Origin of the sequence: Clostridium tanneri, from assembly GCF_033659955.1 — a bacterium.
Taxonomy (GTDB): Bacteria; Bacillota; Clostridia; order Clostridiales; family Clostridiaceae; genus Clostridium_AM; species Clostridium_AM tanneri.
Genome location: NZ_JARUJP010000002.1, coordinates 17,076 through 42,574 on the forward strand (window position 1 = coordinate 17,076; position 25,499 = coordinate 42,574).

The 25,499-nt window shown below is 33.9% G+C and carries 22 protein-coding genes; 1 reads left to right on the forward strand and 21 read right to left on the reverse strand.

Annotated features, from left to right (window positions below; genetic code table 11):
- Positions 1-228: 228 nt before the first annotated feature.
- Together P8V03_RS02410 and tsaD are read right to left on the reverse strand one after the other, a co-directional pair.
- Positions 229-3,666 carry a pyruvate carboxylase gene (locus P8V03_RS02410; protein WP_261671046.1) on the reverse strand — a complete coding sequence of 1,146 codons (3,438 nt, stop codon included), beginning with the start codon at positions 3,664-3,666 and terminating at the stop codon, positions 229-231.
- Between the two features lie 446 nt (positions 3,667-4,112).
- Entirely contained in the window at positions 4,113-5,138 is a 1,026-nt protein-coding gene (tsaD, locus tag P8V03_RS02415; protein ID WP_261671047.1) for a tRNA (adenosine(37)-N6)-threonylcarbamoyltransferase complex transferase subunit TsaD, read from the reverse strand.
- Between the two features lie 198 nt (positions 5,139-5,336).
- On the opposite strand from tsaD, the gene P8V03_RS02420 reads away from it, so the two are divergent.
- The gene (locus P8V03_RS02420; RefSeq protein WP_318796657.1) at positions 5,337-5,972 is read left to right on the forward strand and encodes a RusA family crossover junction endodeoxyribonuclease; all 636 of its coding nucleotides are present in this window, start codon (positions 5,337-5,339) and stop codon (positions 5,970-5,972) included.
- 29 nt (positions 5,973-6,001) lie between these two features.
- Here the strand turns inward: P8V03_RS02420 and P8V03_RS02425 are convergent, their stop codons facing one another.
- From P8V03_RS02425 to P8V03_RS02515, 19 genes are all read right to left on the reverse strand, one after another.
- Positions 6,002-6,652 (reverse strand): DUF1836 domain-containing protein, encoded by a 651-nt coding sequence (locus P8V03_RS02425; protein ID WP_318796658.1) that lies wholly within the window; start codon positions 6,650-6,652, stop codon positions 6,002-6,004.
- A gap of 115 nt (positions 6,653-6,767) precedes the next feature.
- Complete coding sequence (locus P8V03_RS02430; RefSeq protein WP_396125095.1) at positions 6,768-7,151, reverse strand: DUF1667 domain-containing protein; 384 nt, start codon at positions 7,149-7,151, stop codon at positions 6,768-6,770.
- A gap of 5 nt (positions 7,152-7,156) precedes the next feature.
- Positions 7,157-8,416 (reverse strand): NAD(P)/FAD-dependent oxidoreductase, encoded by a 1,260-nt coding sequence (locus P8V03_RS02435; RefSeq protein ID WP_261671050.1) that lies wholly within the window; start codon positions 8,414-8,416, stop codon positions 7,157-7,159.
- Between the two features lie 88 nt (positions 8,417-8,504).
- The gene (locus tag P8V03_RS02440; protein ID WP_318796659.1) at positions 8,505-9,938 is read right to left on the reverse strand and encodes an NAD(P)/FAD-dependent oxidoreductase; all 1,434 of its coding nucleotides are present in this window, start codon (positions 9,936-9,938) and stop codon (positions 8,505-8,507) included.
- 285 nt (positions 9,939-10,223) lie between these two features.
- Positions 10,224-11,087, reverse strand: a complete 864-nt coding sequence (locus tag P8V03_RS02445; protein WP_318796660.1) for a formate/nitrite transporter family protein — start codon at positions 11,085-11,087, stop codon at positions 10,224-10,226.
- 66 nt (positions 11,088-11,153) lie between these two features.
- Complete coding sequence (gene lplA / locus P8V03_RS02450; RefSeq protein WP_261671054.1) at positions 11,154-12,140, reverse strand: lipoate--protein ligase; 987 nt, start codon at positions 12,138-12,140, stop codon at positions 11,154-11,156.
- A 72-nt stretch (positions 12,141-12,212) separates the two neighbouring features.
- The gene (locus P8V03_RS02455; protein WP_318796661.1) at positions 12,213-12,848 is read right to left on the reverse strand and encodes a DUF3786 domain-containing protein; all 636 of its coding nucleotides are present in this window, start codon (positions 12,846-12,848) and stop codon (positions 12,213-12,215) included.
- A 225-nt stretch (positions 12,849-13,073) separates the two neighbouring features.
- Positions 13,074-13,496, reverse strand: coding sequence for a DUF8180 domain-containing protein (locus P8V03_RS02460; RefSeq protein WP_261671057.1), 423 nt, complete (start codon positions 13,494-13,496; stop codon positions 13,074-13,076).
- 58 nt (positions 13,497-13,554) lie between these two features.
- A complete protein-coding gene (locus P8V03_RS02465) occupies positions 13,555-13,749 on the reverse strand; it encodes a CooT family nickel-binding protein (RefSeq protein ID WP_261671058.1) in 195 nt (64 codons plus the stop codon).
- A 90-nt stretch (positions 13,750-13,839) separates the two neighbouring features.
- Positions 13,840-15,768, reverse strand: a complete 1,929-nt coding sequence (gene acsV / locus P8V03_RS02470; RefSeq protein ID WP_261671059.1) for a corrinoid activation/regeneration protein AcsV — start codon at positions 15,766-15,768, stop codon at positions 13,840-13,842.
- Between the two features lie 61 nt (positions 15,769-15,829).
- The gene (gcvH, locus tag P8V03_RS02475) at positions 15,830-16,204 is read right to left on the reverse strand and encodes a glycine cleavage system protein GcvH (protein WP_318796662.1); all 375 of its coding nucleotides are present in this window, start codon (positions 16,202-16,204) and stop codon (positions 15,830-15,832) included.
- Positions 16,205-16,288: 84 nt separating this feature from the next.
- Entirely contained in the window at positions 16,289-18,415 is a 2,127-nt protein-coding gene (acsB, locus tag P8V03_RS02480; protein ID WP_261671061.1) for an acetyl-CoA decarbonylase/synthase complex subunit alpha/beta, read from the reverse strand.
- Positions 18,416-18,464: 49 nt separating this feature from the next.
- Positions 18,465-19,250, reverse strand: coding sequence for a carbon monoxide dehydrogenase/acetyl-CoA synthase methytransferase subunit (acsE, locus tag P8V03_RS02485; protein WP_261671062.1), 786 nt, complete (start codon positions 19,248-19,250; stop codon positions 18,465-18,467).
- A gap of 113 nt (positions 19,251-19,363) precedes the next feature.
- Positions 19,364-20,716 (reverse strand): acetyl-CoA decarbonylase/synthase complex subunit gamma, encoded by a 1,353-nt coding sequence (gene acsC / locus P8V03_RS02490; protein WP_318796663.1) that lies wholly within the window; start codon positions 20,714-20,716, stop codon positions 19,364-19,366.
- 45 nt (positions 20,717-20,761) lie between these two features.
- Complete coding sequence (acsD, locus tag P8V03_RS02495; protein ID WP_261671064.1) at positions 20,762-21,706, reverse strand: acetyl-CoA decarbonylase/synthase complex subunit delta; 945 nt, start codon at positions 21,704-21,706, stop codon at positions 20,762-20,764.
- A gap of 19 nt (positions 21,707-21,725) precedes the next feature.
- Entirely contained in the window at positions 21,726-22,496 is a 771-nt protein-coding gene (locus tag P8V03_RS02500; RefSeq protein ID WP_261671065.1) for an ATP-binding protein, read from the reverse strand.
- Between the two features lie 48 nt (positions 22,497-22,544).
- Entirely contained in the window at positions 22,545-23,924 is a 1,380-nt protein-coding gene (gene lpdA / locus P8V03_RS02505) for a dihydrolipoyl dehydrogenase (protein ID WP_261671066.1), read from the reverse strand.
- Between the two features lie 16 nt (positions 23,925-23,940).
- The gene (locus tag P8V03_RS02510; RefSeq protein ID WP_261671067.1) at positions 23,941-24,816 is read right to left on the reverse strand and encodes a methylenetetrahydrofolate reductase; all 876 of its coding nucleotides are present in this window, start codon (positions 24,814-24,816) and stop codon (positions 23,941-23,943) included.
- 25 nt (positions 24,817-24,841) lie between these two features.
- A complete protein-coding gene (locus tag P8V03_RS02515; RefSeq protein ID WP_261671068.1) occupies positions 24,842-25,492 on the reverse strand; it encodes a methylenetetrahydrofolate reductase C-terminal domain-containing protein in 651 nt (216 codons plus the stop codon).
- Positions 25,493-25,499: the final 7 nt, after the last annotated feature.

Consider the following 25,499-nt stretch of genomic DNA (forward strand, 5'->3'; position numbering starts at 1 on the left):
TTTTCTTACTACTACGTAAGTAATATGTCAACTGACCTATGTATTATTATTCCTAACTGTCTTATGATATATTATATTCTATCATACATTGGTTCTGGTTAAATATACCTAAATTTATATCCATTTAAGCATATTTTAATATAACATTGATTATTTTCCAATAAAAAAGACCTTACTCTTTAATTAGAGCAAAGTCTTTTTTGGTATATCTGTTATTATATAAAATTTTTATTTAAGTTTAATTAATAACTGTCCTGACTTAGCCTGTTGTCCTTCCTTAACAAATATTGTTTCAACAACTCCTGAAACAGCTGCCGCAATATTGGTTTCCATCTTCATAGCTTCAATTACAATCAAGCTGTCTCCTTCTTTTACTGTATCCCCTTCTTTTACAAGTATCTTTAATATATTTCCAGGAATACTTGCACCTATTTCTAGGCTATTTTCTGAATCAGCCATAATCATTGTCTCTTCACGCCCTTGAGCTGCAGAGTTGCTAGACTTATCTTTTATTTTTATATCCCTTCTGTTACCGTTAACCTCAAAGACCACAGTTCTATTTCCCTGTAAATCAATTTTTCCTATTTCCATAAGCTGAACAATTAGAGTTTTACCTTCAGCTATTTCAATTTCTGAAGTTTCACCTTCTCGTAAGCCATGGAAGAATACATCACTTCCCATACGGCTAAAATCTCCGTTTTCTTTGATGTACTTAAGGTAGTTTTCAAACACATCTGGATATAAAGCATAGCTCAGCGATTCTTTGTTAGTGGCTTCTATTTTGTGCTTTTCTTCTAGATAATTCTTTATCTTACTAAAATCTTCATCTGGTAACATTTCTCCTGGCCTACATGTGATAGGTTTCTCTTCTTTTAATACTATCTTCTGAAGATCCTTTGGAAATCCTCCCATTGGCTGACCCATCATACCTTTAAAGTATGATACAGCAGAATCAGGGAAACTCATATTTTTAGCCTTTTCACATATATTCTCAGTTGTTAAATCATTTTGCACCATAAATATAGCTAAGTCTCCAACCATCTTAGAAGAAGGAGTAACTTTTACAATATCCCCAACCATATGGTTTACTTCTCTAAACATCTCTTTTACTTCATCAAATCTATGACCTAAGCCAAAGCTTTCAACTTGAGGTTTAAGGTTAGAATACTGTCCTCCTGGTATTTCATACTTATATATTTCTGCACTTCCTGTTTTCAGTCCTGATTCAAACTGACTGTAAACCGGTCTAACAGCACTCCAGTAATCAGATAACTTTTGAAGACCATCTAAATCTATACCTGTATCTCTCTCTGTATTTTTTAACGCTGCAACTACAGAGTTTAGTGCTGGTTGACTTGTAAGTCCTGATAAGCTATTAAAAGCAGTATCTACAATATCCACTCCTGCATGCGCTGCCATAAGCACTGTTGCTACGCCATTTCCTGTAGTATCATGTGTATGAAGATGAATTGGTATAGATATTTCATTCTTCAACGCCCTTATAAGTTTTAGTGCTGCATAAGGCTTTAGTAAAGCTGACATATCCTTTATTCCAAGAATATGAGCTCCTGTCTTCTCAATTTCTTTAGCAAGCTTTATATAATATTCTAAGGTATATTTATCTCTAGACTCATCAAGAATGTCGCCGGTATAGCACATACATGCTTCTGCTACCTTATTTTGTTTTAAGGTCTCGTCAATAGCCACTTCCATTCCCTTTAACCAGTTTAATGAGTCAAATATTCTAAATACATCTATTCCTGACTCTGCAGATTCCTTTATAAATTCTCTTATTACATTGTCTGGGTAATTCTTATATCCTACAGCATTTGCTCCTCTTATAAGCATTTGGAATAATACGTTAGGAACTTTCTTTCTTAATTCAGTAAGCCTTTCCCAAGGACACTCCTTTAAGAATCTATAGGCAACATCAAAAGTTGCACCTCCCCACATTTCCATGGAGAATAAATCCTTACCAAGTACTGATTGAGCTTTTGCAATTTTTAGCATATCCTTTGTTCTCATTCTTGTAGCCATAAGCGATTGATGAGCATCTCTCATCGTTGTATCTGTTAAAAGTAACTTGTTTTGATCCTTAATCCAGTTAACAAGTCCTTCAGGACCTTGCTCATCTAGTATTTGTTTTGTTCCTCTTAAAGGCTCACTTATATCTACTTTTGGCACTACAGGAACATCAAAATCTGTTTTTTGTCCATGAGTTTCATTAACTACCTTCTCACCAATAAATCTTAGTACTCTTAACTCATCATCTGTTCTTGGTGATATATCAAAGAGCTCAGGGTTATCTGCTATAAAGTTAGTATCACATATACCCTTTGCAAATTGTTCATGGTTTAACACATTTATTAGAAAATCAACATTTGTTTTTACTCCAGAGATTGTCATCTCCTTTATAGAACGAATTGACTTTCTTATTGCATCCTGGAATGTTCTTGACCATGACGTAGTTTTAACCAAAAGGCTGTCATAGTAAGGGCTTATAACAGCACCAGTGAATCCATTACCTCCATCAAGTCTTATTCCAAAACCAGATCCTGTTCTATATACATCAATTTTTCCGGTGTCTGGTGCAAAGTTATTAGAAGGGTCTTCTGTAGTTACTCTACACTGAATAGCGAAACCTCTAGGCTTTATATCTTCCTGTGAGCCTATGCCAAGTTCTTCTGAACCTAAAGAATAACCTTCTGCTATTAAAATTTGACTTTGAACAATATCTATTCCAGTAACCATTTCTGTTACTGTATGTTCAACCTGTATTCTCGGATTCATCTCTATAAAATAATGATTTCCATTTTTATCTACAAGAAATTCTAGAGTTCCTGCACTTCTGTATCCTACATATTGAGCTATTTTTAGTGCATCTTCGCATATAGCTTTTCTCTTTTCCTCAGGTAAAGCTATAGCTGGAGTAAACTCTACAACCTTTTGATGCCTTCTCTGTATTGAACAATCTCTTTCAAAGAGATGAACCACATTGCCATATTTATCTGCAAGTATCTGTACTTCTATATGCTTTGGTTTTTCAAGATACTTTTCGATGAATACATCATCTATTCCAAAAGCCTTTTTTGCTTCGTTTTTAGCACTTCTGTATGAAGAAATAAGCTCATCTTCCTTTGTTACTATTCTCATCCCTCTGCCGCCACCACCTGCAGCTGCCTTTAACATTACAGGGTAACCACAGCTTCTAGCAAATTCTACTGCTTCTTCTTCTGATTCTATAGGTTTTTCTACTCCTGGAATCGTAGGTACTCCTGCATTTTGAGCTACAATCTTGGATTTAATCTTATCTCCAAGATTCTCCATCATTTCTGAAGTTGGTCCTATAAATTCAATACCAGCCTCTTGACATTTTCTCGCAAATTCAGCGTTTTCTGATAAAAATCCATAACCTGGGTGTATTGCATCAACGCCTTTCTTAAGAGCAAGACTAATTATTTCATCAATATTTAAATAGGCCTCTACCGGCCCTTTATTTTTTCCTATTAGATAAGCTTCATCTGCTTTTGTTCTAAAAAGTGAACGCTTATCTTCATCTGAATATATAGCAACTGTTCTTATACCTAGTTCCTGACATGCTCTGAAGATTCTTATTGCAATTTCTCCTCTATTAGCTACAAGAACTCTTTTAAACTTTTTAACCAAATTCCTCAGCCCCTTTTCATAAAAATTACGTATATTGAATAATTATTAAGAAATCATAATAAATATTAACAAGATAATAATATTATATACAAGCATTAAAATTATTTCAATTGCATTTAAAAATTTTTTTACTTGCACTTTTGAATAAAAAAGCTGTTGTTAGTATTATATTTAACTACTAGCACATTTAGGGCATGTCTACACTTTTAAATATTGTGTTAATTTTCTTTATAAAATAACAATGCAACTTTAAAGCTATATCGTAATCATCCCTTTCACACATCCATTATATAGCATATACTTTATTTTGTAAACAGTATACTCTAATCGGTATTTGTGATACTCTATTGTTTCTGTTTACTTATTTTTATCATTATATAAAAAAAAATTTACTCAAACCTTATACAGGTTTGAGTAAATTATAAAAATTGAATACTTGCTCAGCCTTATCTTTCACCAAGCTTTAAATTAGGAATGGCATTCAATGTTAACTCTGCTGTTCTTCCTTTTGTATATTCAAAATATGCTGCACTACCTATCATAGCTGCGTTATCAGTACAGAGTATAAATTCAGGAAATAGTACATTTATATCCCTTTTCTCGCCTTCATTAATTAGACTTTCTCTTAGACAGCTGTTTGATGCCACTCCACCTGCAACTGCTATTTTACTAACTCCCCTTAGCTTACAAGCCTTCATAGCGTTATCTACTAAGAAGCTTACCACTGCTTTTTGGAAAGATGCAGCAACATCTGCCCTATTTATTTCTTCACCCTTCATTTCCATCTGATTTAAATAGTTTAATACCGCAGATTTAACTCCACTAAAGGAAAAATCTAATGAACTATCATCATGAAAGTTCGCTCTAGGAAATTTAATGGCATCTGGATTCCCTTCTTTTGAAATCTTATCAATTTTAGGCCCACCAGGATAACCAAGTCCTATTGCCCTAGCTACTTTGTCATAAGCCTCCCCAGCTGCATCGTCTCTTGTCTGTCCTAAAATTTCGAACTCACCATAGTCTTTCATATACACAATAAAGGTGTGCCCACCTGAAACAACAAGACATACAAAAGGTGGTTCTAGATCTTTATGTTGTATGAAATTAGCACATATATGTCCTTCTATGTGGTTAACGCCAATTAAAGGTTTTCCTGTCGCATAAGCTAATCCCTTTGCATATTGAACCCCTACCAAAAGAGCGCCAACCAGTCCTGGTCCATAAGTAACTCCTATGGCATCTATCTCCTCTAAAGTTACTCCTGCTTTATCTAAAGCCTCCTGTACAACAACTGAAACAACTTCCACATGTTTTCTAGATGCAACCTCAGGCACTACCCCTCCAAATTTAGTGTGTATATCTATTTGAGATGATATTATATTTGATAACACTTCTCTTCCATTAACTACAACAGCTGCTGAAGTTTCATCACAACTGCTCTCTAGTGCAAGTATCTTTATATCCTTATCCATGGCTTTTCCCTCACTTTATTTTAATTAGCAATACTAACAAATATTATACTTCATACAAATGACTGTTGACAATTGACAATAGCCATTTAGTATTGATTTTCAGTTGTAAATTATTCTATCCACTATCCCATTAAATATTATGCTATAATTGTATGGAATAAAAGCTTTTATGGACAAAAGTAAAAGAAGGGATAAATTATGAATGATAATTACGCAAAGGTTATAGTGAAGGGCTCTCCTATATCAAAATCAAATTTTAAACTTTTTAATATTAATGGTAGAGCTATACTGCCTTATAACTCTGGTAAATACCACGATAGGTATGCCCACTATGAGGAACAAATAGCATACGAAACCCGACGTCAGAATCCTGGCAAAGTGCTTACAGAGGCCTTAATAGCAGTGTTAAAGGTTTACTACAAAAGTAGAAAAAGACACCCTGATACTAATAATATTACTAAAAGCATTTTTGATGGTATTGAAAAAAGTGGTCTTATAATCAATGATGCTCAGATACGAAGAATTATAATAGAAGAGTTTTATGACGAAGAAAACCCAAGGTTTGAATTGGATCTTTTTGGAGAAAGCACCTATTCAATTGAATATAAAGTAGTGAAAAAAGAAGTAGAGGACAACCCTATCAACTATTCTCCCCCTCCGAATAGAAAAAAAGCTTCCTCTTTATCCACAAAAACCTCTGCTTGTCATTCTAGTACTAATCAAAACAAGTTCTTTTGTGAAGTATGTGGTAAATCTATAAAAAAAGAGGAATCAATATCTGCAAATAAGGGCAAAACAGCAATATGTAGAAACTGCTTTAAGAATTTATTTTAAGGCTAAAGATAAAAGTTATATCTTTAGCCTTATTTATTTTCATTAAGTAGTTCATCAATTATCTTTTCCGCCATTCTTTTTTGTATGCTTGACCTTACTACTAGAGTTATTACTGTCATTATTAAGTTACTGATATCTTTTTCTTTATCATCTAAATCATGAGTATCTTCTTCTAAATCCTGTTCTAGTTTCTCCTCAGACTCAACCTCCGCTTCGCTGAGGTCATCTGCTAATTCTAGACTAAGCTTATCTTCAAACTCACCTTTAAAGCTTGCAATTTCATCTCTCTCTATTTCTAAAAACTTATTATATATATCTTCTACATTTAGCTCATGGATTTTCCCAGAGTTTATAGACTGAACAATTGGAGATAGTAGACTTTGTATATCACTTATTGAGAGGACTTGCTTTAGATAGTAGGTTAGAATGATAAGTATCATATGTTGTTTGGAATACTTTTTCTTTTTAGGAGGTATTACTATTCCAGCTTTGGTGTAATTATTTATCATTGTTTTTGTAAGAATGCTGTCCTTTTCGTTTCTCTTTAAGTAACCGAGCTTCTCATCAATGAAGGTAGTTACTTGATCCATATACAAATCTATATCAGGGATATTAGAAAGCTTCAACTGTTCAAAGGAACTTATCTCCTCTATTATCCTTTTCAATTCATTTTCATTCATTTTTAATTTTCCCTCCTCTTCCTACTACTATTATAGTATTTACAGTAATATTTAGAAAGTACTATTACAAATAAAAACCAGCAGATACAGTAACCTGTACCTGCCGGCTTTATTATTAAGCAATTTTATCTATTTTTTTCTCTACTTTAATTATCTTTTTTGTAGCTATAATATTTACACCAGTTCCAAGTACATTTTCAACTATTACATCTCCAATATTTACAGGTGCCTTTACTACTATTCCCTTTAGTTCTTTGATACAGTCGAAGATTTTATCCTTTGGTATATCACTTTCAGTCTTAACAGCTACCATGTCAATGTCTCCATCTTCTACACATACAGAAGAAGTTACTATTCTAGTAGGATTAGTACATTCCTTTTTAGCATAGTCTTCTCCTCTTTTGCAGGTATTACCTGTAACTTCCACAACTTCATTTCCCTGTAGCTTAACTGCAAGCTGACATCCTATAGGACATCCTATGCATATTAGTTCTCTCATATCTATTACTCTCCTTCCACCTTAATTGTTATCTTTTCACAGTTAGGATATTTTTCAAACATTGCCTTTGTAAGTTTCACAGTCTCCATTTCACCTGGTGCTAATACTCTCTTCTTTATATGCATTTCTCTAACATCATCAAAATAAACTGATACGAAACTATCTTTAAATACATCTCCAACTCTAAATCTAACTTCTGCTGCTTTTTCAATATTTTTAGGATTAATAGCCTTTGGCACTGTATATCTAGCGCCTTCTGTAGCTATAACTTCTATCTTTTTACCGTCAAATCTCTTACCTTTAGCATACTGAGCTGCGTTTCTTCCAGCATTAGAGCTTTCTACCGAAACATTATCTACTAAATCATGAACATGAAGCACATTTCCACAAGCAAATATACCTTCTATATTTGTTTCTAAACTTTCATCCACTTCTGGTCCACCTGTTATATTAGACAACTTAACTTCTGCAGTTCTTGAAAGTTCATTTTCTGGAAGAAGACCAACGGATAAAAGTAATGTATCACAAGGAATAAACTCTTCACTTCCTTTTATAGGCTTTCTATTTTCATCAACCTTTGCAATAGTTACTCCTTCAACTCTATCCTTGCCTTTTATGTCTGTTACAGTATGACTTAACTTTAGTGGTATATCAAAGTCATCTAAGCATTGAACTATGTTTCTCTTAAGACCACTTGAATAAGGCATAAGCTCAACTACAGCCTTAACCTTTGCTCCTTCAAGTGTCATTCTTCTTGCCATTATAAGGCCTATATCTCCTGATCCAAGTATAACCACTTCCTTGCCAGGCATATATCCCTCAATATTTACAAATTTTTGGGCTGATCCTGCAGTATATATTCCTGCTGATCTGCTTCCTGGTATATTTATTGCTCCTCTTGGTCTTTCTCTACAACCCATAGCTAGAACTACAGCTCTAGCCTTTATTTCAAGTATTCCATCTTCTTCATTAACCGCTGTAATAACCTTATCTTTATTCAAGTCTAATACCATAGTGTTCAGTTTATATGGTATTTTCATATCTTCTACTTTATCTATAAATCTTTGTGCATATTCAGGTCCTGTTAGCTCTTCCTTAAAAGTATGAAGGCCAAATCCGTTATGAATACATTGATTTAATATCCCCCCTAATTGGGTATCTCTTTCTAGTATTAATATGCTGTCTATTCCTTCTTCTTTTGCTGAAATGGCCGCTGCAAGTCCTGCTGGACCTCCGCCGATTATTACTATATCAAATTCTTGCATATCTCTAAACCTCCGACAATTCTAATTCATATTTAACAATTACTTTAAAACCTTATCATAAAAACCTTAGTTTATCTTTAAAGTGAAATTAAATAGTCTCTTTGTCTTTTCCAACTAAAACATTAGAGTTTCCTCCAAATTTAGTTACCTCTGTTGGAGAAACATTAAGCTCTCTTGATAAAATCTCAACTATCTTTGTTGCACAGAAGCCTGCTTGACATCTTCCCATTCCAGCTCTAGTTCTTCTCTTAACACCGTCTAATGTCTTCGCACCTACTGGTCTTCTTATAGCACTGATTATTTCTCCTTCAGTAACTGTTTCACATCTACAAACTATTTTTCCATATCTTGAGTCTTTCTCTATAAGCTTCTTTCTCTCTTCATTGTCTAACTCTCTAAACTTAGGTATTCCCTTTCTTATAGGATTAAATGTCCCATTTTTCTCAGGATTTAGCTTTCCTATAACTATATCTCTAACCATTTCTCCGATAGCTGGAGCACTTGAAAGTCCTGGTGATTCGATACCTGCTGCATTAATAAAGTTTTCTGCATCTTTTAGCTCTTCTATTATAAAGTCATCCACTACACTATGAGCTCTTAGCCCTGAAAAGGAAGTGATTACTTGTCTCATTGGTATCTGATTTATACTAAGTGAAGCCTTACTTAATATTTCATCAATTCCCTCATTAGTTGTAGTTAAATCATTTTTATCTTCTATTTCTGTAGCATTAGGTCCTATTAGTAAGTTACCATCTACTGTCGGTGTAACTAATACACCTTTTCCCATCTTACCTGGCAGCTGGAATATAGTTCTTGAAACTGTATCTCCTGCAGCCTTATCGAATAAACAGTACTCACCCTTTCTAGGAACTATACTGATTTTATTTTCACTTACCATATTGTTTATTTCATCTGCAAATACTCCTGCAGCATTTATTACTAACTTAGTCTTTATGTCGCCCTTATTTGTTTTTAATATATAACTATCTTCTTTTATTATATCTGTTACTTCCGTTTCAAATAAAAATTCAACTCCATTAGTATAAGCATTTTCAGCTAGGGCTATAGTCATCTCATAAGGGCATACTATAGCACCAGTTGGCGCATATAAAGCTGCTGCTACTTTATCACTAGTGTTAGGTTCTAATTCTCTTACTCTAGTTCCATCTAAAACCTGAAGATTGGGAACTCCATTTTTCTCTCCCTGTTCCTTTAATTCATAAAGCTTATTTATATCATTTTCATCAAAACATAAAACTAGTGAACCAATTCTCTTAAAGGGAAAATCTAATTCCTCTGATAACTTATCAAACATTGCATTACCTAACGCATTTAATTTACCTTTTAAAGTACCACTCTTAGCATCAAAACCAGCGTGAACTATGGCACTATTAGCCTTTGTAGTTCCGTTAGAAACATCTGAATCTTTATCTACCACACAAGTTTTTAAATTATATTTTGATAGTTCTCTAGCTATTGAACATCCTATAACTCCTGCTCCAATAATTGTTACATCAAACATATTTATATACCTCCTTAAATATAAACAAAAAAGAGCTCAAATCCAAGATACAGTTGTACCTGTATCTTAAAATTTGGCTCTCTAAAACTCTGCCTTAGTATTTAATTTAATTAACTTTATGCTCTAAGTTTAACACATATTATTTTATCCTTCAAGGATGAAAACCTTTAAAATTAGATTTTTTTCATATGTTTATACTGTCTGTACTTATCATATTTCTCGTATACTCTGAATTTCTAAGGAATTGTCCAAAAAACTATCTAAAATATAAATCCAAAACCTAATCTAATTAACGTTTGCTTGTGTTAAATTACTCTTACTTTTCTCACTTAAAGCAGGGGCATACTTATATGCTATATAATAAGTAAAACCTACTAAAATTACACCTCCCACCATATTGCCAAGAGTTACAGGTATTAAATTGTGAATAATTCCAGATCCATTTACCATCTTATCTGGAGTTAAACCAGAGGCTTGGGCAAAGACTGGATTGGATTTAGCGAAAAGACCTACCATTAGAAAATACATATTAGCAACACAGTGTTCAAAGCCGCAGGTTACAAAAGCCATTATAGGGAACCATGCTATAGCTATTTTTCCTACAACATCTTTAGCCGCTGCCGCTCCCCAGACAGCAAGACAAACAAGTAAATTACATAATATTGCACTTGCGAATGCTGTAGCAAATGGTAAACCTGCCTTTGTTGAGGCAACCTTTATTACAGTTCCTCCTAGTTTTCCTGAGCTCATAGTAAGCATCCCTGATTCGAAAACTAAGAATGCTAAAAGTACTGAACCTATAAAGTTTCCAATGTATACTACTACCCAGTTTCTTATTAAATCTTTAAAGCTTATTTTTTTGTCCATAAGGGGTACAACCATAAGGCAATTTCCTGTGAACAGTTCTGCTCCACATATTATTACTAATATAAGTCCTACAGGAAATATAGCCCCTCCTACAAACTTTGCCAATCCTACGTTAGTTACACTATGCGAAGCAACAGCTGAAGCTGCTCCCCCTAGTGCTATAAAGATACCTGCCATAATGCCAAGAACAGTCTGTTGTAATACCGTTAACTTGGCTTTACCGCAACCTCCACCTATGGATGCATCACATAATTCTGTCGGTTTTAACATTCCACTTTCCATATAAGCTTCCCCTTTACTATTAAATTTATAAAAAATTATTATAGTTATAATAACTTTTTATCTAAATTAATTAAAAAAGCAACTTAGGACCTCTTCAAGTGTGATGTTTCCGAAGTATTTTACTAAATCAAAGCTCTTTATTAAATTTTCAATAACATTTTCTTCATATTGAAGCCCACAAATATTTTTTTCTACCTCATCGATACCATATAACGCTAGGAAATCTCCGTAAATTTTACAATCTGTAATTATTCCGCCCTTTACATTAAGTAAAACTTCTATATTTCCGTTTGTGAACCACTTAGAGCTCTTAAAGTTAAACTTGGGAGATTTTCCATATATCCACTCCCATGTATTATATTTGTTATCTTTAAGCTCATTGATGGCCTTTAGGTCATCTTCTGTAATAATATATTCTTGAAGATCATTTTCTTCAAATAAATTTTTTAAAAGTATATCTTTAAATTCACCTATTTCTATACTTTTATCTAAATAATCACTTATATTTGTAACTCTACTTCTTACTGATTTAATACCTTTTGATTTAATTTTATCTGCTTTTACATTTAATGCCTTACTAACAACATCTAAATCAGAATTAAACAATAAGGTTCCGTGATGCAATATCCTCCCTTTATGTAAACTTTGAGCATTTCCTGAAAACTTTTTTCCATCAATAGTTAAATCATTTCTTCCGCTTAGTTCTGCTTTAATACCTATCTTATCTAAAGCATTAATTACAGGTATTGTGTATTTTTTATAATCAATTTTATCATTTTTATCATATCCAGTGATAAAAGAAAAATTAAGGTTCCCCAAATCATGATATACGGCTCCGCCGCCAGTTATTCTTCTTACTACGTTTATATTATTTTCTTTTACAAAATCAGAATTGACCTCTTCAATAGTATTCTGATGTCTTCCAATTACTATTGTCTTATCGTTTTGCCATAATATAATAAAATCATCATCCATTCCCACGGTTTTGAATATATGTTCCTCTAATGCTAAATTAAAATATGGGTTCAGTGAATTATTCAATATATATTTCATATTAATTCCTCCAGGTTATATAATTAAGCATTTTTCCTAATATTTCGACAATAATTCTTATAGTTAGTCTGACTATTTAGAGTAAGCCAAAGTAGTAATTGTTCCAATTGAAACATCTCCAACTACCGCTAGGTCTTCCGCAGTAAAGTAAAAAGGTGCATTTCCATCAAATAAGATTTGAGAAGCTGGTGGAAACTCTTCGTCACCTTCCCACAACGCGAAGGTTACATATATATTATTAAGAAATTCAAATCTGTACGCGGCATCCCCCATATTAACCTTTTCTGCTTGAAGCTTTTCAAATACATTTTTAAATTTATCTATACTATTTCCAAAAGTCTTAGCTAATCTTAAAAGACATCTTCCATTAAAATTTCTAAAATACATATTACCACCATCAACATCTCTATAGGTAATATCCCTATTTAATGGAGCAACCCCTTTTGCATTCATTAAATATCTTAATACTAAAGTTTTAGGTGGATATTTATTTATCTCAGAGCCATCTGCCTTTAAAACTTGTCCACTAGGATATTTTACAATTATGTCCTCACCCATCAACCTTACAACAAATTCACCTTTTTCCTTATCATAATGACATCCAGTATTCTTAGACATCAACTCCGGATCAAAATCTTTAAATATACTACTATGATAATCATAAGGTATCTTATCTTTTCTCTTCTCTTCAATAGCTACTCTATCCATGAACTTCATCCTTTCTGCTTTGCCTTTCTAATTTTCAAATACTTATAAAAATACTCAAAACATTTTATACTAGCTTAAAAGTTAGCTTTGAGAAGGTGTCTATAATGAATTCCGAAGATACATTTAACTGTATTTTTAGAACTCTTAGAGTTCTTAAGTGCAGTTAACAGTACTGAGGAATTTATTATAGATACCTTGGCTCTTGCTAACTTATAACCTCATATACTACATATGTTTTTGAGCTTCTAAAAGCATTTCATCTGCTTTTTTCATTAAATCTATTGCCTTTTGTATAAAATCAGCTGTATCAGCCTTTCCCATTACTCTTGATTTTTCAACCCATTCACTAAACCCTTCTTCATGGGATTTGTTATGTTCAACCCAATGATTTAATAAAAGTCTTAAAGTTCTTTCCTCTTTACTAATGTTGTCCATCTCTTTATCTGAACAATGACAGTGTCCATGTGATCCATCATGATTGTGCTCATGACTATGACTGTGATTATGTGGATGAACATGATTGTGATCGTGTTCATGACTGTGCTCATGACCATCATGCATATGATTATGCTCATGATGATGTTGGTGTTCATGATCGTGTGTATGTCCATGTTCATGACTATGTTCATGTAAATTTTCGTTACTCATCCTAAATCCCCATCCTTAATACTTTATTTTTATCTTAGTTAAATATATGAACTAAAGTTTACTTAATATTTTCTATTACTATTTTGTGCTCTAGTAGTCTGATTTCCTTTAACATTCCTTCAATAATCTTTTCCTCACCTAAAATATCTGTTAAAGCTAATCTTCCATTATCCTTTGGTACTACATCCACTACATATTCCATTAACTTACGCTCTCCCTCTGGTGTTATTAAGTATGCTGTTGATTCACACATTATTATTGCCTCCCCTTTTCTATAAATTAGTACATAGTAAACCTTTACTCAACTTAATTGTACAATTTTTCACACAATTTTACAATTAGCTTATCCTAAAATTTCCTTAACTGTAGGGAACTTTTCTATATCTGTGTGTGGCAAGAAACAGGCTGACACAAACTCATCCATATATGCTGGCTCTACACTTAACTCTACATAGGTCATCTGATTTCCAACATCCTCTAACTTATGTCTTGCATCCTCACTCATCAAAGTTAAATAACATCCCATAAGTGAACTGTTTCCAATGTATGATATCTTTTCTCTCTCTATATCTGGAAGCATTCCAATTTTTATTGAGTTTTCAATATCTAAACTGTTTCCTATACCTCCAGCTATATAAATTTTATCTATCATAGTAAAATCCATTCCAAGACTATTTAGTAAAGTAGTAAGTCCTGAGTAAATAGCCCCTTTAGCTCTAATAAAGTTATCTATATCAACTTCCGTTATGGTAATATCTTTTTCTAATCCATAATGTTCTTTAAATACAAGAACATATTCTCCAATTCCATGCTCATCAAATCTAACTCTTGATGTGTTTAGACCTTTTACTAACTTTCCTCTTCTGTCAATTATTCCTGCAAGCATCAATTCACATATTAAGTCAATAATACCTGAACCGCATATTCCTAATGGTTTCTCATTACCTATTACACTAATTGCAGGCTCATAATTCTCTTTGTTAATTCTTATTCCTTCTACAGCTCCTCCTGCGGCCCTCATTCCACAGCTTATCTCTCCGCCCTCAAAGGCTGGCCCTGCTGAGCATGCACAGGTCATTAAAAATTCTCTATTTCCAAATACAATTTCTCCGTTAGTTCCTAAATCAATAAATAATATATTTTCAGTGCTGTTCCATAACCCAGAAGACAATACTCCTGCGGTAATATCTCCACCCACATAACTTGCTACTGAAGGTACTAAGTATATGAAGGTTTCCGAATTAATATTTATCCCTAACTCTGATGCCTTTATAAATGGTGCCTTTACAAAAGCAGGTATATAAGGTTCCATTCTTAAGTAATCTGGGTATATTCCTAGAAAAAGATGGGACATTGTTGTATTACCAGCTGCAATAAAAGATACAACGTCATCTCTGCCTATACCAGAATCTCTATACATTTTATCTAACAATGGGTTTATAGTTTCCTTTATAATTGCATTATTAAGATCCTCTAGCCCATTTCTCTTAGTTGAGTACATTATTCTATTTATAACATCGGCACCATACTTTATCTGCGCATTTCCAGAAGATGCTTTTGCAACTAGCTTTCCTTCCTGCAGATTTACTAAGCAAGCTGCTACAGATGTTGTGCCAATATCTAAAGCTATACCATATAATTTATTAGTAGAATCTCCTACTTCCATTCTGATTATTGTTGTTTTTCCTTCGCCTCTTGGTATATGAGTAATTGTTACTTTAAAATTAGCTTCTCTTAATATTGGAGGTATCTTTCTAAGCAAAGGCAGTCTACAAAATACTTGATTATATCCCAGGTTAGTTCTGAGATGCCTTTTTATCCTTTCAAAGTCAGATATATTATCATCTAAAGTTGGTGGATCTAATTCAATATAATCTTTTCTTACATAGGTCTTAAATTCCATTCCGTTTTCTAAGGCTTGGCTTTTAGCTTTTTCAAATATTAACTGTTCTCTTTCCCCTGATAAATCCTCTATTTTCATACCATGCATAGCAGATCCTGCATTAGATGGTATTTCCACAATAATATCTTCTGTTACCTTAGAACAGCAAGCTAAAACATACCCTTCATTACACTCATCATCTTTTATATGTCTACTTTTTTCAGTATGTACCTTTCCATCAACTATTTTTACCTTACACTTTCCACAAACACTGTTCCCATTACAAGGTGCATCTATAAATATTTCTGCTTTTCTTGCTGCTTCTAATAAGTTTTCTCCTTCAGCAACTTCTAGTTCTATATTTTGTGGAACAAACTTAACCTTTAACATATCTTATAAATACCTCCTTAAAAAAAACTTTCTCGGTTAAAATACCGAGAAGTTTTTTTTTCTACTTTAAGCCTTCCTCGTATTTAGAAGCACTTAATAAGTTATCAAGTTCACCTTTATCACTAACTTTTATTTTTACTATCCATGCATCGTAAGCATTTTCATTAATATACTCTGGCTCATCATCTAGTTTCTCATTTACTTCTAATACTTGACCAGAAATCGGCGCAAATAAATCTGAAGCTTTCTTTGAAGACTCAACAACTCCAAAAGGTTTACCTTGTGTAACTTCATCTTCAATTTCTGGCATTTCAACAAATAATATGTCTCCAAGTTGGTCTTGAGCAAAGTCAGTTATTCCTATATAAGCTACATCTCCATCGATTTTAGCCCAAGTATGTTCAACATGATAATATAATTCCTTTGGTAAATTCATTATAAACACCCCTTAATTATTAGTTGAGAGTTGATAGTGAACCATTATAGTCCACTATCAACTTGATTAAGTTTCTTAGTTTGATTACATTATTGGATCTAAGCCTAATGCAGGATGTCCTTTTTCTTCTAGGAATGCCATTACAGCTTCTGAATCTACTGCTATAGTTTCATCACAGATCATATCTGCAAAGTTTTCTACTCCATATAATTCCTTAGCAGTAGCATTTAATTTCTCTGCTACGAAATCTTTTAATTCTTTTGGCATCCATACTATTCTTTCAATTCCGCCTTCTGCCTTCATGAATTTCTTTGATGGAATAAATGCTCTTCCGTGACCCATGAATCCTGGAGTTTGTACTCCACCACCAGTCATAGATGCAAGTTCACCAAATGTCATTCCAAGTGGAGTTGTAGCAGCATGTTCTCTGTTTACTATAACAACACCATTTGCTTCTGGCATAATACCTGTAATACATTCGAAACATCCACAAGAAGTCATAGGACTATTTAAAATACTATATAATGTAACTTCTGTTACAGCACCTTGTGAACCATTTGCTACCGCTTCGTTTACCTTTGTCCAAATACCAGCTCTTTCATCAAGTAAACCTTCTTTTGGAACCTCTTGACATGGACCTACTGGGTTTAATTGAAGTGTAGCTTTAGCATCTAACCATGAAACTGCTCCGCAAAGACCAAGTCTTTCTGGAGTAACTATACATATATGAGCTGGAGCAAATGATTGACAAAGATTACATGTATAGAATGTATCAACATTTTCATCTATTAATGAGCTAAGTCTTTCATCTCTTTCAGCAAATCTAGGCATAGCATATTGATCTTTAAATTGTACAGCTTTTTCTGGATCAGTTATTAATGTAACTTCACATTTATCTACAACTTCACCAAACTCATCTAACATTTTAGCATATACAACTTCACCAAAATGTTTTAATCTGAAGCCTTTTTCAAATGCTTCTTTACCAACTCTTATCCAAGTCATATTTCTTTGTCCTACGTGCATTACGCCTTCAATGTAGTTTAAGAAATAGTGAAGTCTTCTCTCTAGAACTGGCTCGAAGTCTTTTTGCATTTTAGCACCAGCTACTTTTATCATCATTCCAAGAGGTAATAATCCTGGAGCACTTGTTATAGAATCTATGTCTGGTCCTATAATTTCTATTTTATGGTCTTCAACTTCTCCAAGCTCAGCACTCATAACTAATTCCCAAGCTTCTGATTTATTACCACCAAATTCTGCAAACATGTCATTCTTCCTAATTCTTTCGCCTTCGAATGCTGCTGCAAATGCAACTGGTATTGGAATCTCAGTAATCTTTATCTTAATGTTTCTAGCCTCTAAAGAAGTTTTAACTACTTTATCATAATCCTTTTGAGTTAATAACAATGTAGGAACTTCTGTTACAGTTTGGTCAGTTACTACAGGGAATCCAAGTGCTATTGCACCTGCACCTGCTGAAACTACAAGCTCACTTAATGGTCCAAAAGCATTTACGAATGCTGGAACTCTATCAGAACAGTACTGAAGAACTTCAGCTAAGTTTCCTGGTTTAACTCCACCGAATATTAATGCTGCTCTTATTGCAACAGTTACAACGTGAATAACTGATGTAACATCATATCCTAAAGGAATAACTCTTAATTCAAGACCCATTTTAACATTGCCTTCTACAGCTTGGTCTATTACCTTACCAACTAGGAATGTCATTATACCCTTTGATTGATAATCTTTTATTATTTTTGCTGCTGTTTCAGCATCTGGACATTCTCCAAGCACAACTGCTACACCTGGAATATCTCCTGTAACTAGTGGAACTCCTAGTGAACGGATTATTGGGTCTGATACGAAACCAACACATGGTTCTGAATATGGAGCATCTGAAAGAACGTATTTAGCAGCCTCAACTATTTCAGCTGCAACAGCAGTAGCTAAACCTGAGTTTAATGCTTTGTCTAACATTTCCTCTTCAACTATTAAGCTTCTAACTATGTCTAAAGCACTTTCTAATTCTCCTACATTAGTGATTTTCTTTCCTGTAGCAGCATAAATAACTGGTAATGAATATGCTGTATCAGGGAACGCAACTTTATGGTCTCTACCTTTTTCTTCTACTGCTTTACTTACAAGACCTTCTGCAGCTGCTAATGCCTGCTTGGAACCAGTGAATATAGTTTGAAATAAATTCATTTTTTAGCCCCTCCCAAATTTTAAATTATTGAAATTTATAGTTAAAGTATTATAAGTCTAAGTAAGAATCAGCGTATAGAACAGCTCCATTTACTACGTCACAAGTTTTAATTGTTTCCATTAATCTCTTGTCACATGGGTTCATTATCGCTGAAGTAAGTCCTGCTTGCATAGCCATTGCACAGAATGTAGCATCCATGATTGGTCTTATTTCCTTTGGAGCTCCATTTGATATGTTACTTAATCCACAAGTAGTTCTAAGTCCCATTTCGCTTATCATTCTAACAGCTTCTAAAACTTCTTTTTGTTTATCCTGCATTCCCTTTATTACTAAGAATAATGGGTCGAATAATAAATCTGTAGGATCCATTCCAAGTCCCATAGCTCTTTCTAACATTTCTGTACAGTAAGCTATTCTTTCGTCATTGTCTTTAGTTATACCTTCCTTTGCACATAGTGCAATACACATTGCATCATATTCTGCAGCTAAATCTATATTCTCGATTCTTTCACCAGCATCTGCAGAGTTTACAATTGGTTTTCCTTTTTCTCTGTTATAAACCTTAAGTCCTGCTTCTATAGCCTTTCTATTTGTTGTATCTAGTGCAAGTGGAACATTGTCAAACTCTTTTTGAAGTAATTGAACTCCCCATTGCATTACTTCTTCTCCGTCTTTTTCTGCTGGTCCTATATTAAAATCTATATAATGAGCACCTGCATCTAACTGTTCTTTTGCTCTTTTTATAATTTGTTCTGGATTTCTTTCTGCTATAGCCTTTCTAATAGCTGGTGATATACAGTGAATTCTTTCGCCTATGATTAAAAATTTATCCATGGTCAAATACCCTCCCATTTTAACTTTAAATTTTAAAGATAGCCTTAATACATTTTTATTTTTTATTTGAGAATCGAGAAATCCCGATTCTCAAACTTAATTTATCTTAATAATTACTTTGCTGTTAATTCTTTTAAGAACTTAGGAAGGAACATAGCTTCTGCTGGTCCAACTATTATTTCCCATCCTGGTAAGTTTTCCTCTAAGTCACCTTTAAGAACTGCAACTTTTCCTGGAAGTAAAAGTTTTCTGCTCTTAACTTTTTCTTCTATTCCGTTTTCTTTTATGAACTTAGCTATGCTGCTAGCTGTAAATTTACCAGCTGCCCAAGAAGTAAGAACAGAATATCCACCTGCGTCTGGAATTGCCATCCATACAGGCACTTTAGATCTTTCAACTTCACCAGATACTACGAAGTAAGTTAAAGCAAAGTCAACTGTACATAATACTGGAGAATTTTCATCTGGGTTATTTATTCCATAAAGATTTGGTTCTATTCTCATTGGTTTTTGAGGATCAGTGAAGATATTTTGTCTAAGACCATATAATGGTAGCGCTCTAGAATAATCCATATCACGTAAAACTATTATTGAGCCATACTTCATAGTGAATAGTGTAGATAAAGCTACTTCCATAAACTTGTCGCCTTTTGAAAGCTCATCTACGAATAAGATTGAAGGATATCCAAAAGTTCTATCCTGTCCTTGAAGATTCATTCTTCTGATTTGAACTGTATTTTCAAATGCTTCTTTTACTGAACTTGATCCTGGATCAAGTACTAAATTCTTGTATCCTAATTTTTGTATTTCCTCTACTAATCCATATAAAGCTTCTAAATCATCAGCTTTTACTCCTAAAGTAATGTTGTCAGCCTTAACAAGCTCAACCATTTCCTTGAAGTTTTCTTTGTTAGCACCATACATCATAGGATTTTCAGCTTTTACTAATTCAAGAGCTTCCTTTGCAACAGCAACGTCTTCGCAAATTAGTATGTAAGCTACCTTTAATCCGCTTGCTTTCACTTTATTAACTAAAGCAACATACTTATCTTTATTGCCAGCATATTTTAATGCAGCAAATTCAACCTTCATTTCTTCTCCGATTCTTACATAGTTAACATCTTTCATGTGTTGAATCTTTGAGTCTATTTCAGCATCATCCATGCTATCTGATAATAATACTGCAAATCTATTTCTATTTACATAAGTCTTTTCATGACGGAATAAAACAGTTTCTCCACCAAATTTATATTCATTTTCGTCTTTACCGATAGTTATAGTTTTCATTAATGGTGCTGTAGCTTCTGACAACTTCTCTATAGCTTCTGCACTCATGTGTGTACATTTTCCTATTTCTGCTCCACCTGCAGCAACCTTCATTGAGAATGCTAAACATGTTGGAAAACCACAATCTTTACAATTCTTTTTTGGTGTTAATTTAAATATATCTAATCCTGTTAAAGCCATTTTGAATCCTCCCTTACCTAATCCCAGTATAAATTTATATTTTTATTAACCTATTAACTCATTTACGAATGTTCTAATTGTCTCTACTGATTTTGGATGACGTAAGATTACAGCGTTAGATCCTGATGCTAAAACTCCTGTAGCAGTTGCTATTTCCATAGCAATTCCTCTATCCTCTTGACATCCCCATTGTGGTGAATCTGATTCTAACTCAACTGTTTCCTTTACCTTCCAAGTATCAAAAGAAACTGGTGTTATTATTGGCACTTGAAGAGTTTTGTCATTTTGTCCAAGAGCAGCTAGTCTTACTCTATCTAAAGTTGAGATAACATATTCATAACCATAGCCTGCTGCTGCAGAACCTATGTTATCAACTATCTTTTCATTAGGAACACCTAACTGATTAACTAATATATTTATTTGTTTTGCAAGGTTTATATCAACAGAAGACTCTGCTGCAACTTTATGGTTATAAGCCATTGTACCAGCAGCTGCTATTGTCTTATAGTTATCTTCTACTGCAGCTAGTAAAAGAACATTATGTCCATCTAATTCTTGAGCAACTTTTTCGAAAAGCTTAGCATCCTTATCATGGTTACCTGTTCCTGCTATTACTAGAGGAGTTTTTATAGCTTCTGCTACAGCCTTAGCAGCTTTAGCACTTTCTTCAACAGGCTTATTTAATCCGTTTGGATCTGCACTATCTAATTTTAAGCAAATGAAGTCTGGAGAATATTTTTCTTCAACAAACTTTGCCCATGCAACAGGATCTTTGCTTACATCACTGTAAAGAGCTTTTAATGATTCTATCCACTCTTCTGGATATACGTCTGATATTTCTAAACCAACCTTTGGAGCATTTCCTACATTTCCATCAAAGCTATGGAATGCAAGTGTGCTTTCTCCACCTAACTTTATAGCTTTTTCTCCAGTTCCGATTTCAACTTCACAAATCTTACCTGAGAACTTCTGTACTGTTTTTTTGAACATAACTTAATGCCTCCTTAAACTACTTTTTAAATTCAATTTTTGATAAAATATCATTTAATGCTTTTTTAGACATGGAATCCTCTGGCATTTCAACAAGAGGCTTTCCGCTAGTATCATATTCATACACCATAGGGTCCATTGGTACAACACCTAATAAATTTAAACCTTGCTTTTCTATTTCTTCCATTGTTCCTTCATTTAACTTACCTTCTGGTGCTCTATTAACTATAAGAAAAATTTGTCCTACTTTTAGTTTTAACTCATCAACTAATCTTCTTATTCTTCCAACAGCTTGGATTCCTCTTCTAGAACAGTCACTTATTAAAAATAAAGTGTCTATATCTTCAACTACTTTTCTACTTAAATGCTCCATACCTGCCTCATTATCAATAATCAGGTAATTATAATTTCCTGAAAGAGAATCTATTTGGGACTTTAGTACCCCATTTACATAACAATAACAGCCTGTTCCTTGGGACCTTCCCATAACTATCATGTCATAGCCGTTTCCTTCTGTTACGGCAGTATTCAACCTATACTTTAGGTAATCAGCCTTTAACATTCCTCCTGGGAAGTTTTGATCAAGTGATCTTTGACTTACATCTTCTCTTATCTCTCCTATAGTGGCTTCTATCTCTTCACCTAATACTTCATTTAAATTGGCATTGGCATCTGCATCAACTGCTAAGATAGGTCCATTACCTTTTTTAACTAAGTAATCAATTAAAAGACCTGTTAAAGTAGTTTTTCCAGTGCCGCCTTTACCTGCTACAGCTATTTTATATCCCATAGTACAACCTCCCTTTATCGCTATGCATAGGGCTAAAGCCCTATGCTGTTAGTCTACTGAGTGAACACATTGTTTATGAACATCATGAAGTGCTTCCATAATTCCTTCACATAAAGTTGGATGTGGATGAATTACTTCTCCTACTTGTTCTGCTGTTAAGCCGAGTTCACAAGCTACTGTTAATTCTCCAAGCATGTCTGCTGCTCTTTCTCCGATTATAGCTGCACCAATAATTACATCTTTTTCATCTGTAATTACTTTTACAAATCCCTGTATTTTACCCATAGCTTGAGCTTTTCCAAGTCCTCTAAAATCGAATTTTCCTACCTTGTAATTAATTCCAGCATCTTTTGCTTGTTTTTCTTTCATACCAACAGAAGCAACTTCTGGTTCTGTAAATACACATCCTGGTATAGCTTTATAGCTAACTTTCTTATTTTTGCCTAGAACAGCATTTTCTACAGCTACGATACCTTGTCTTGAAGCTACATGAGCTAAATCAGGACTTATAGTTAAATCGCCTATTGCATAAACGCCTTCTACATTAGTTTCCAAACACTCGTTAACTATTACTTTACCTCTATCCATTTGCATTCCTAGTTCTTCTAATCCAAGACCTTCTGTATATGCTCTTCTGCCAATAGCTACAAGCATCTTTTCTGCTTCTACTTTCTTACCACTAGCTAAAGTTGCAACGACCTTGTCCTCTCCAACTTCTACAGTTGAGATACCATCACCTACAAAGAACTTTATCTTTTCTTGTTTAAAGCTTCTTTGTAGTATTTTTGCTGTATCTTCGTCTTCAAGAGGTAATAATTGTGGTAACATTTCTACTATTTTAACCTCAGTTCCGAGTCTATGTAGGAACTGTCCTATTTCACAGCCTATTACACCGCCACCAACAACAATTACTGATTTTGGTTGTTCTTTTAGATTTAAAATTTCATCAGAAGTCATTACATTCTTTCCGTCATAAGGAAGGAATCTTGGAACTACTGGCACAGAACCTGTAGCAAGAATTATCTTATCTGCTGGTATACTTTCCTTTGTTCCATCTTCCTTTGTAACTTCAACTTCCTTATTACTTACTAATCTTCCAAGTCCTCTTACAAGTTTTACTCCTCTGCTTTCAAATAGGTATTCAATTCCTTTTACAAGCTGAGTAACAACTTTTTCTTTTCTTTCTACTATAGTTGCAAAATCAGCACTTATATCCCCTTCTATAGTAATGCCGAATTTTTTAGCTTCTCTAACATGATTTAATACGTCTGAACAAGCAAGTAAAGCTTTTGTAGGTATACATCCTACATTTAAGCAAGTTCCCCCAACTTTACCCTTTTCAACTACAGTAACTTCAGCACCTAACATTGCAGCTTTTAATGCAGCTACATATCCACCTGGACCCCCACCAACAACAACTATCTTCATTTAAATCGCCCCTTTTTTATAATCCTGCTTCGTCTAATATAAATGGCACATTCTCTTCCGCCCCGATTGCCATTATATGAATACCATCACAAAGCCCTTCAGCTTTTGCTTGTTTTATAAATTCACCGGATATTTTAATACCCTCTTTTACCTTGTCCTCAGCATTTTTCATTCTTTCAATTAATTCATCTGGAACAAATATGCCTGGAACATTTTTATTCATATATTTAGCCATTCCAGCTGATTTTAGAGGTATAATACCTAGCATTAGTTTTGCGTCTAAATGCTTAGTCTTCTCTCTAAAATTTCTTAAAGTATCTATGTCAAATACAGCTTGTGTTTGGAAGAACCTAGCACCAGCCTTTATTTTCTTTTCCATTTTTAGTATTTGTACCTCTAAAGGTTCATATCTTGGTGTTACACAGGCTCCTAGATAGAAATCTGGCTTTCCATTTAACTCATTGCCAGACATATCCTTTCCACTGGATAAAGTGCTAGCTACCTGAAGTATGCTTACACTGTCTAAATCATAAACTGGCTTAGCACCTGGATGATCTCCTGTCATAGTATAGTCTCCAGTAAGAGCTAAAACGTTTTCTATCTCAAAAACCCCAGCAGATAATAACTCCCCCTGTATAGCTATTCTATTTCTATCTCTTCCTGTCACCTGAAGCACAGGCTCAAGTCCTGCATCTTTTAAAACCTTACATGTTGCTAAGGAGGTAGCTTTTAATGTAGCAGATTGGAAATCTGTAACGTTAACCCCATGAACTCTTCCTTTTACCGCTTTAGCACATTCTATTAGATGGGAAAGATTTGTACCTTTTGGAGGAGCCATTTCTGTTGTAACAGCAAAATCTCCTCTTTCAAAAGCTTCTTTCAATAGACTCATTTTTCATAATCCCCCTTAGTTATAATTACTTATCTTTTAAATCTATTTTTCTTGGATGTGCACTAATTTGATAATCTCTTGGCTCTCTTATCTCTACTAGATTTTCAAGCTTATCTTGTTCCTTTAACTTATTGTATATTGCTATCCATGCACAATCGTTTTCCGGATCAACTTCACACTTTCCATCTCTTGCTCCACCACAAGCTCCATTTAAAAGACCCTTTGCACACATTGTTACTGGACATATTCCCCCAGTCCAGCCAAGCTGACAGCTTCCACAAGCTCTGCAAGCTTCTGCATACTGGCCAACTCTCTCTACTTCGCCTATAAACAATGTGTTATTAGCAGGGTAAACTGAATTTTTTACAAGCTTTGCAACAGTCTGAGTTCCATCCCCGCAAGCTAAAGATAAAACTGCATCAGCTTCTTTTAACTCATCCTTTAAAGCTTTTAAGTCTTTTCTAGTTTTAAGCAAATTACAAGAAGGATCTAATATTTTATATCCTAAAACTGTTTTTCCGTTCTCTTCTAGCTTAGCTTTCATAGCTAAAACTTCCTCTTCTCCACCTACTTTACATGTGGATGCACATAAGGAACAACCTGTTAAAACAACTTTTTGACTATCTTTTAAATAGTCAATTACTTCTTCAAAAGGCTTTTTTTCTGAAATAATCATTTTTATT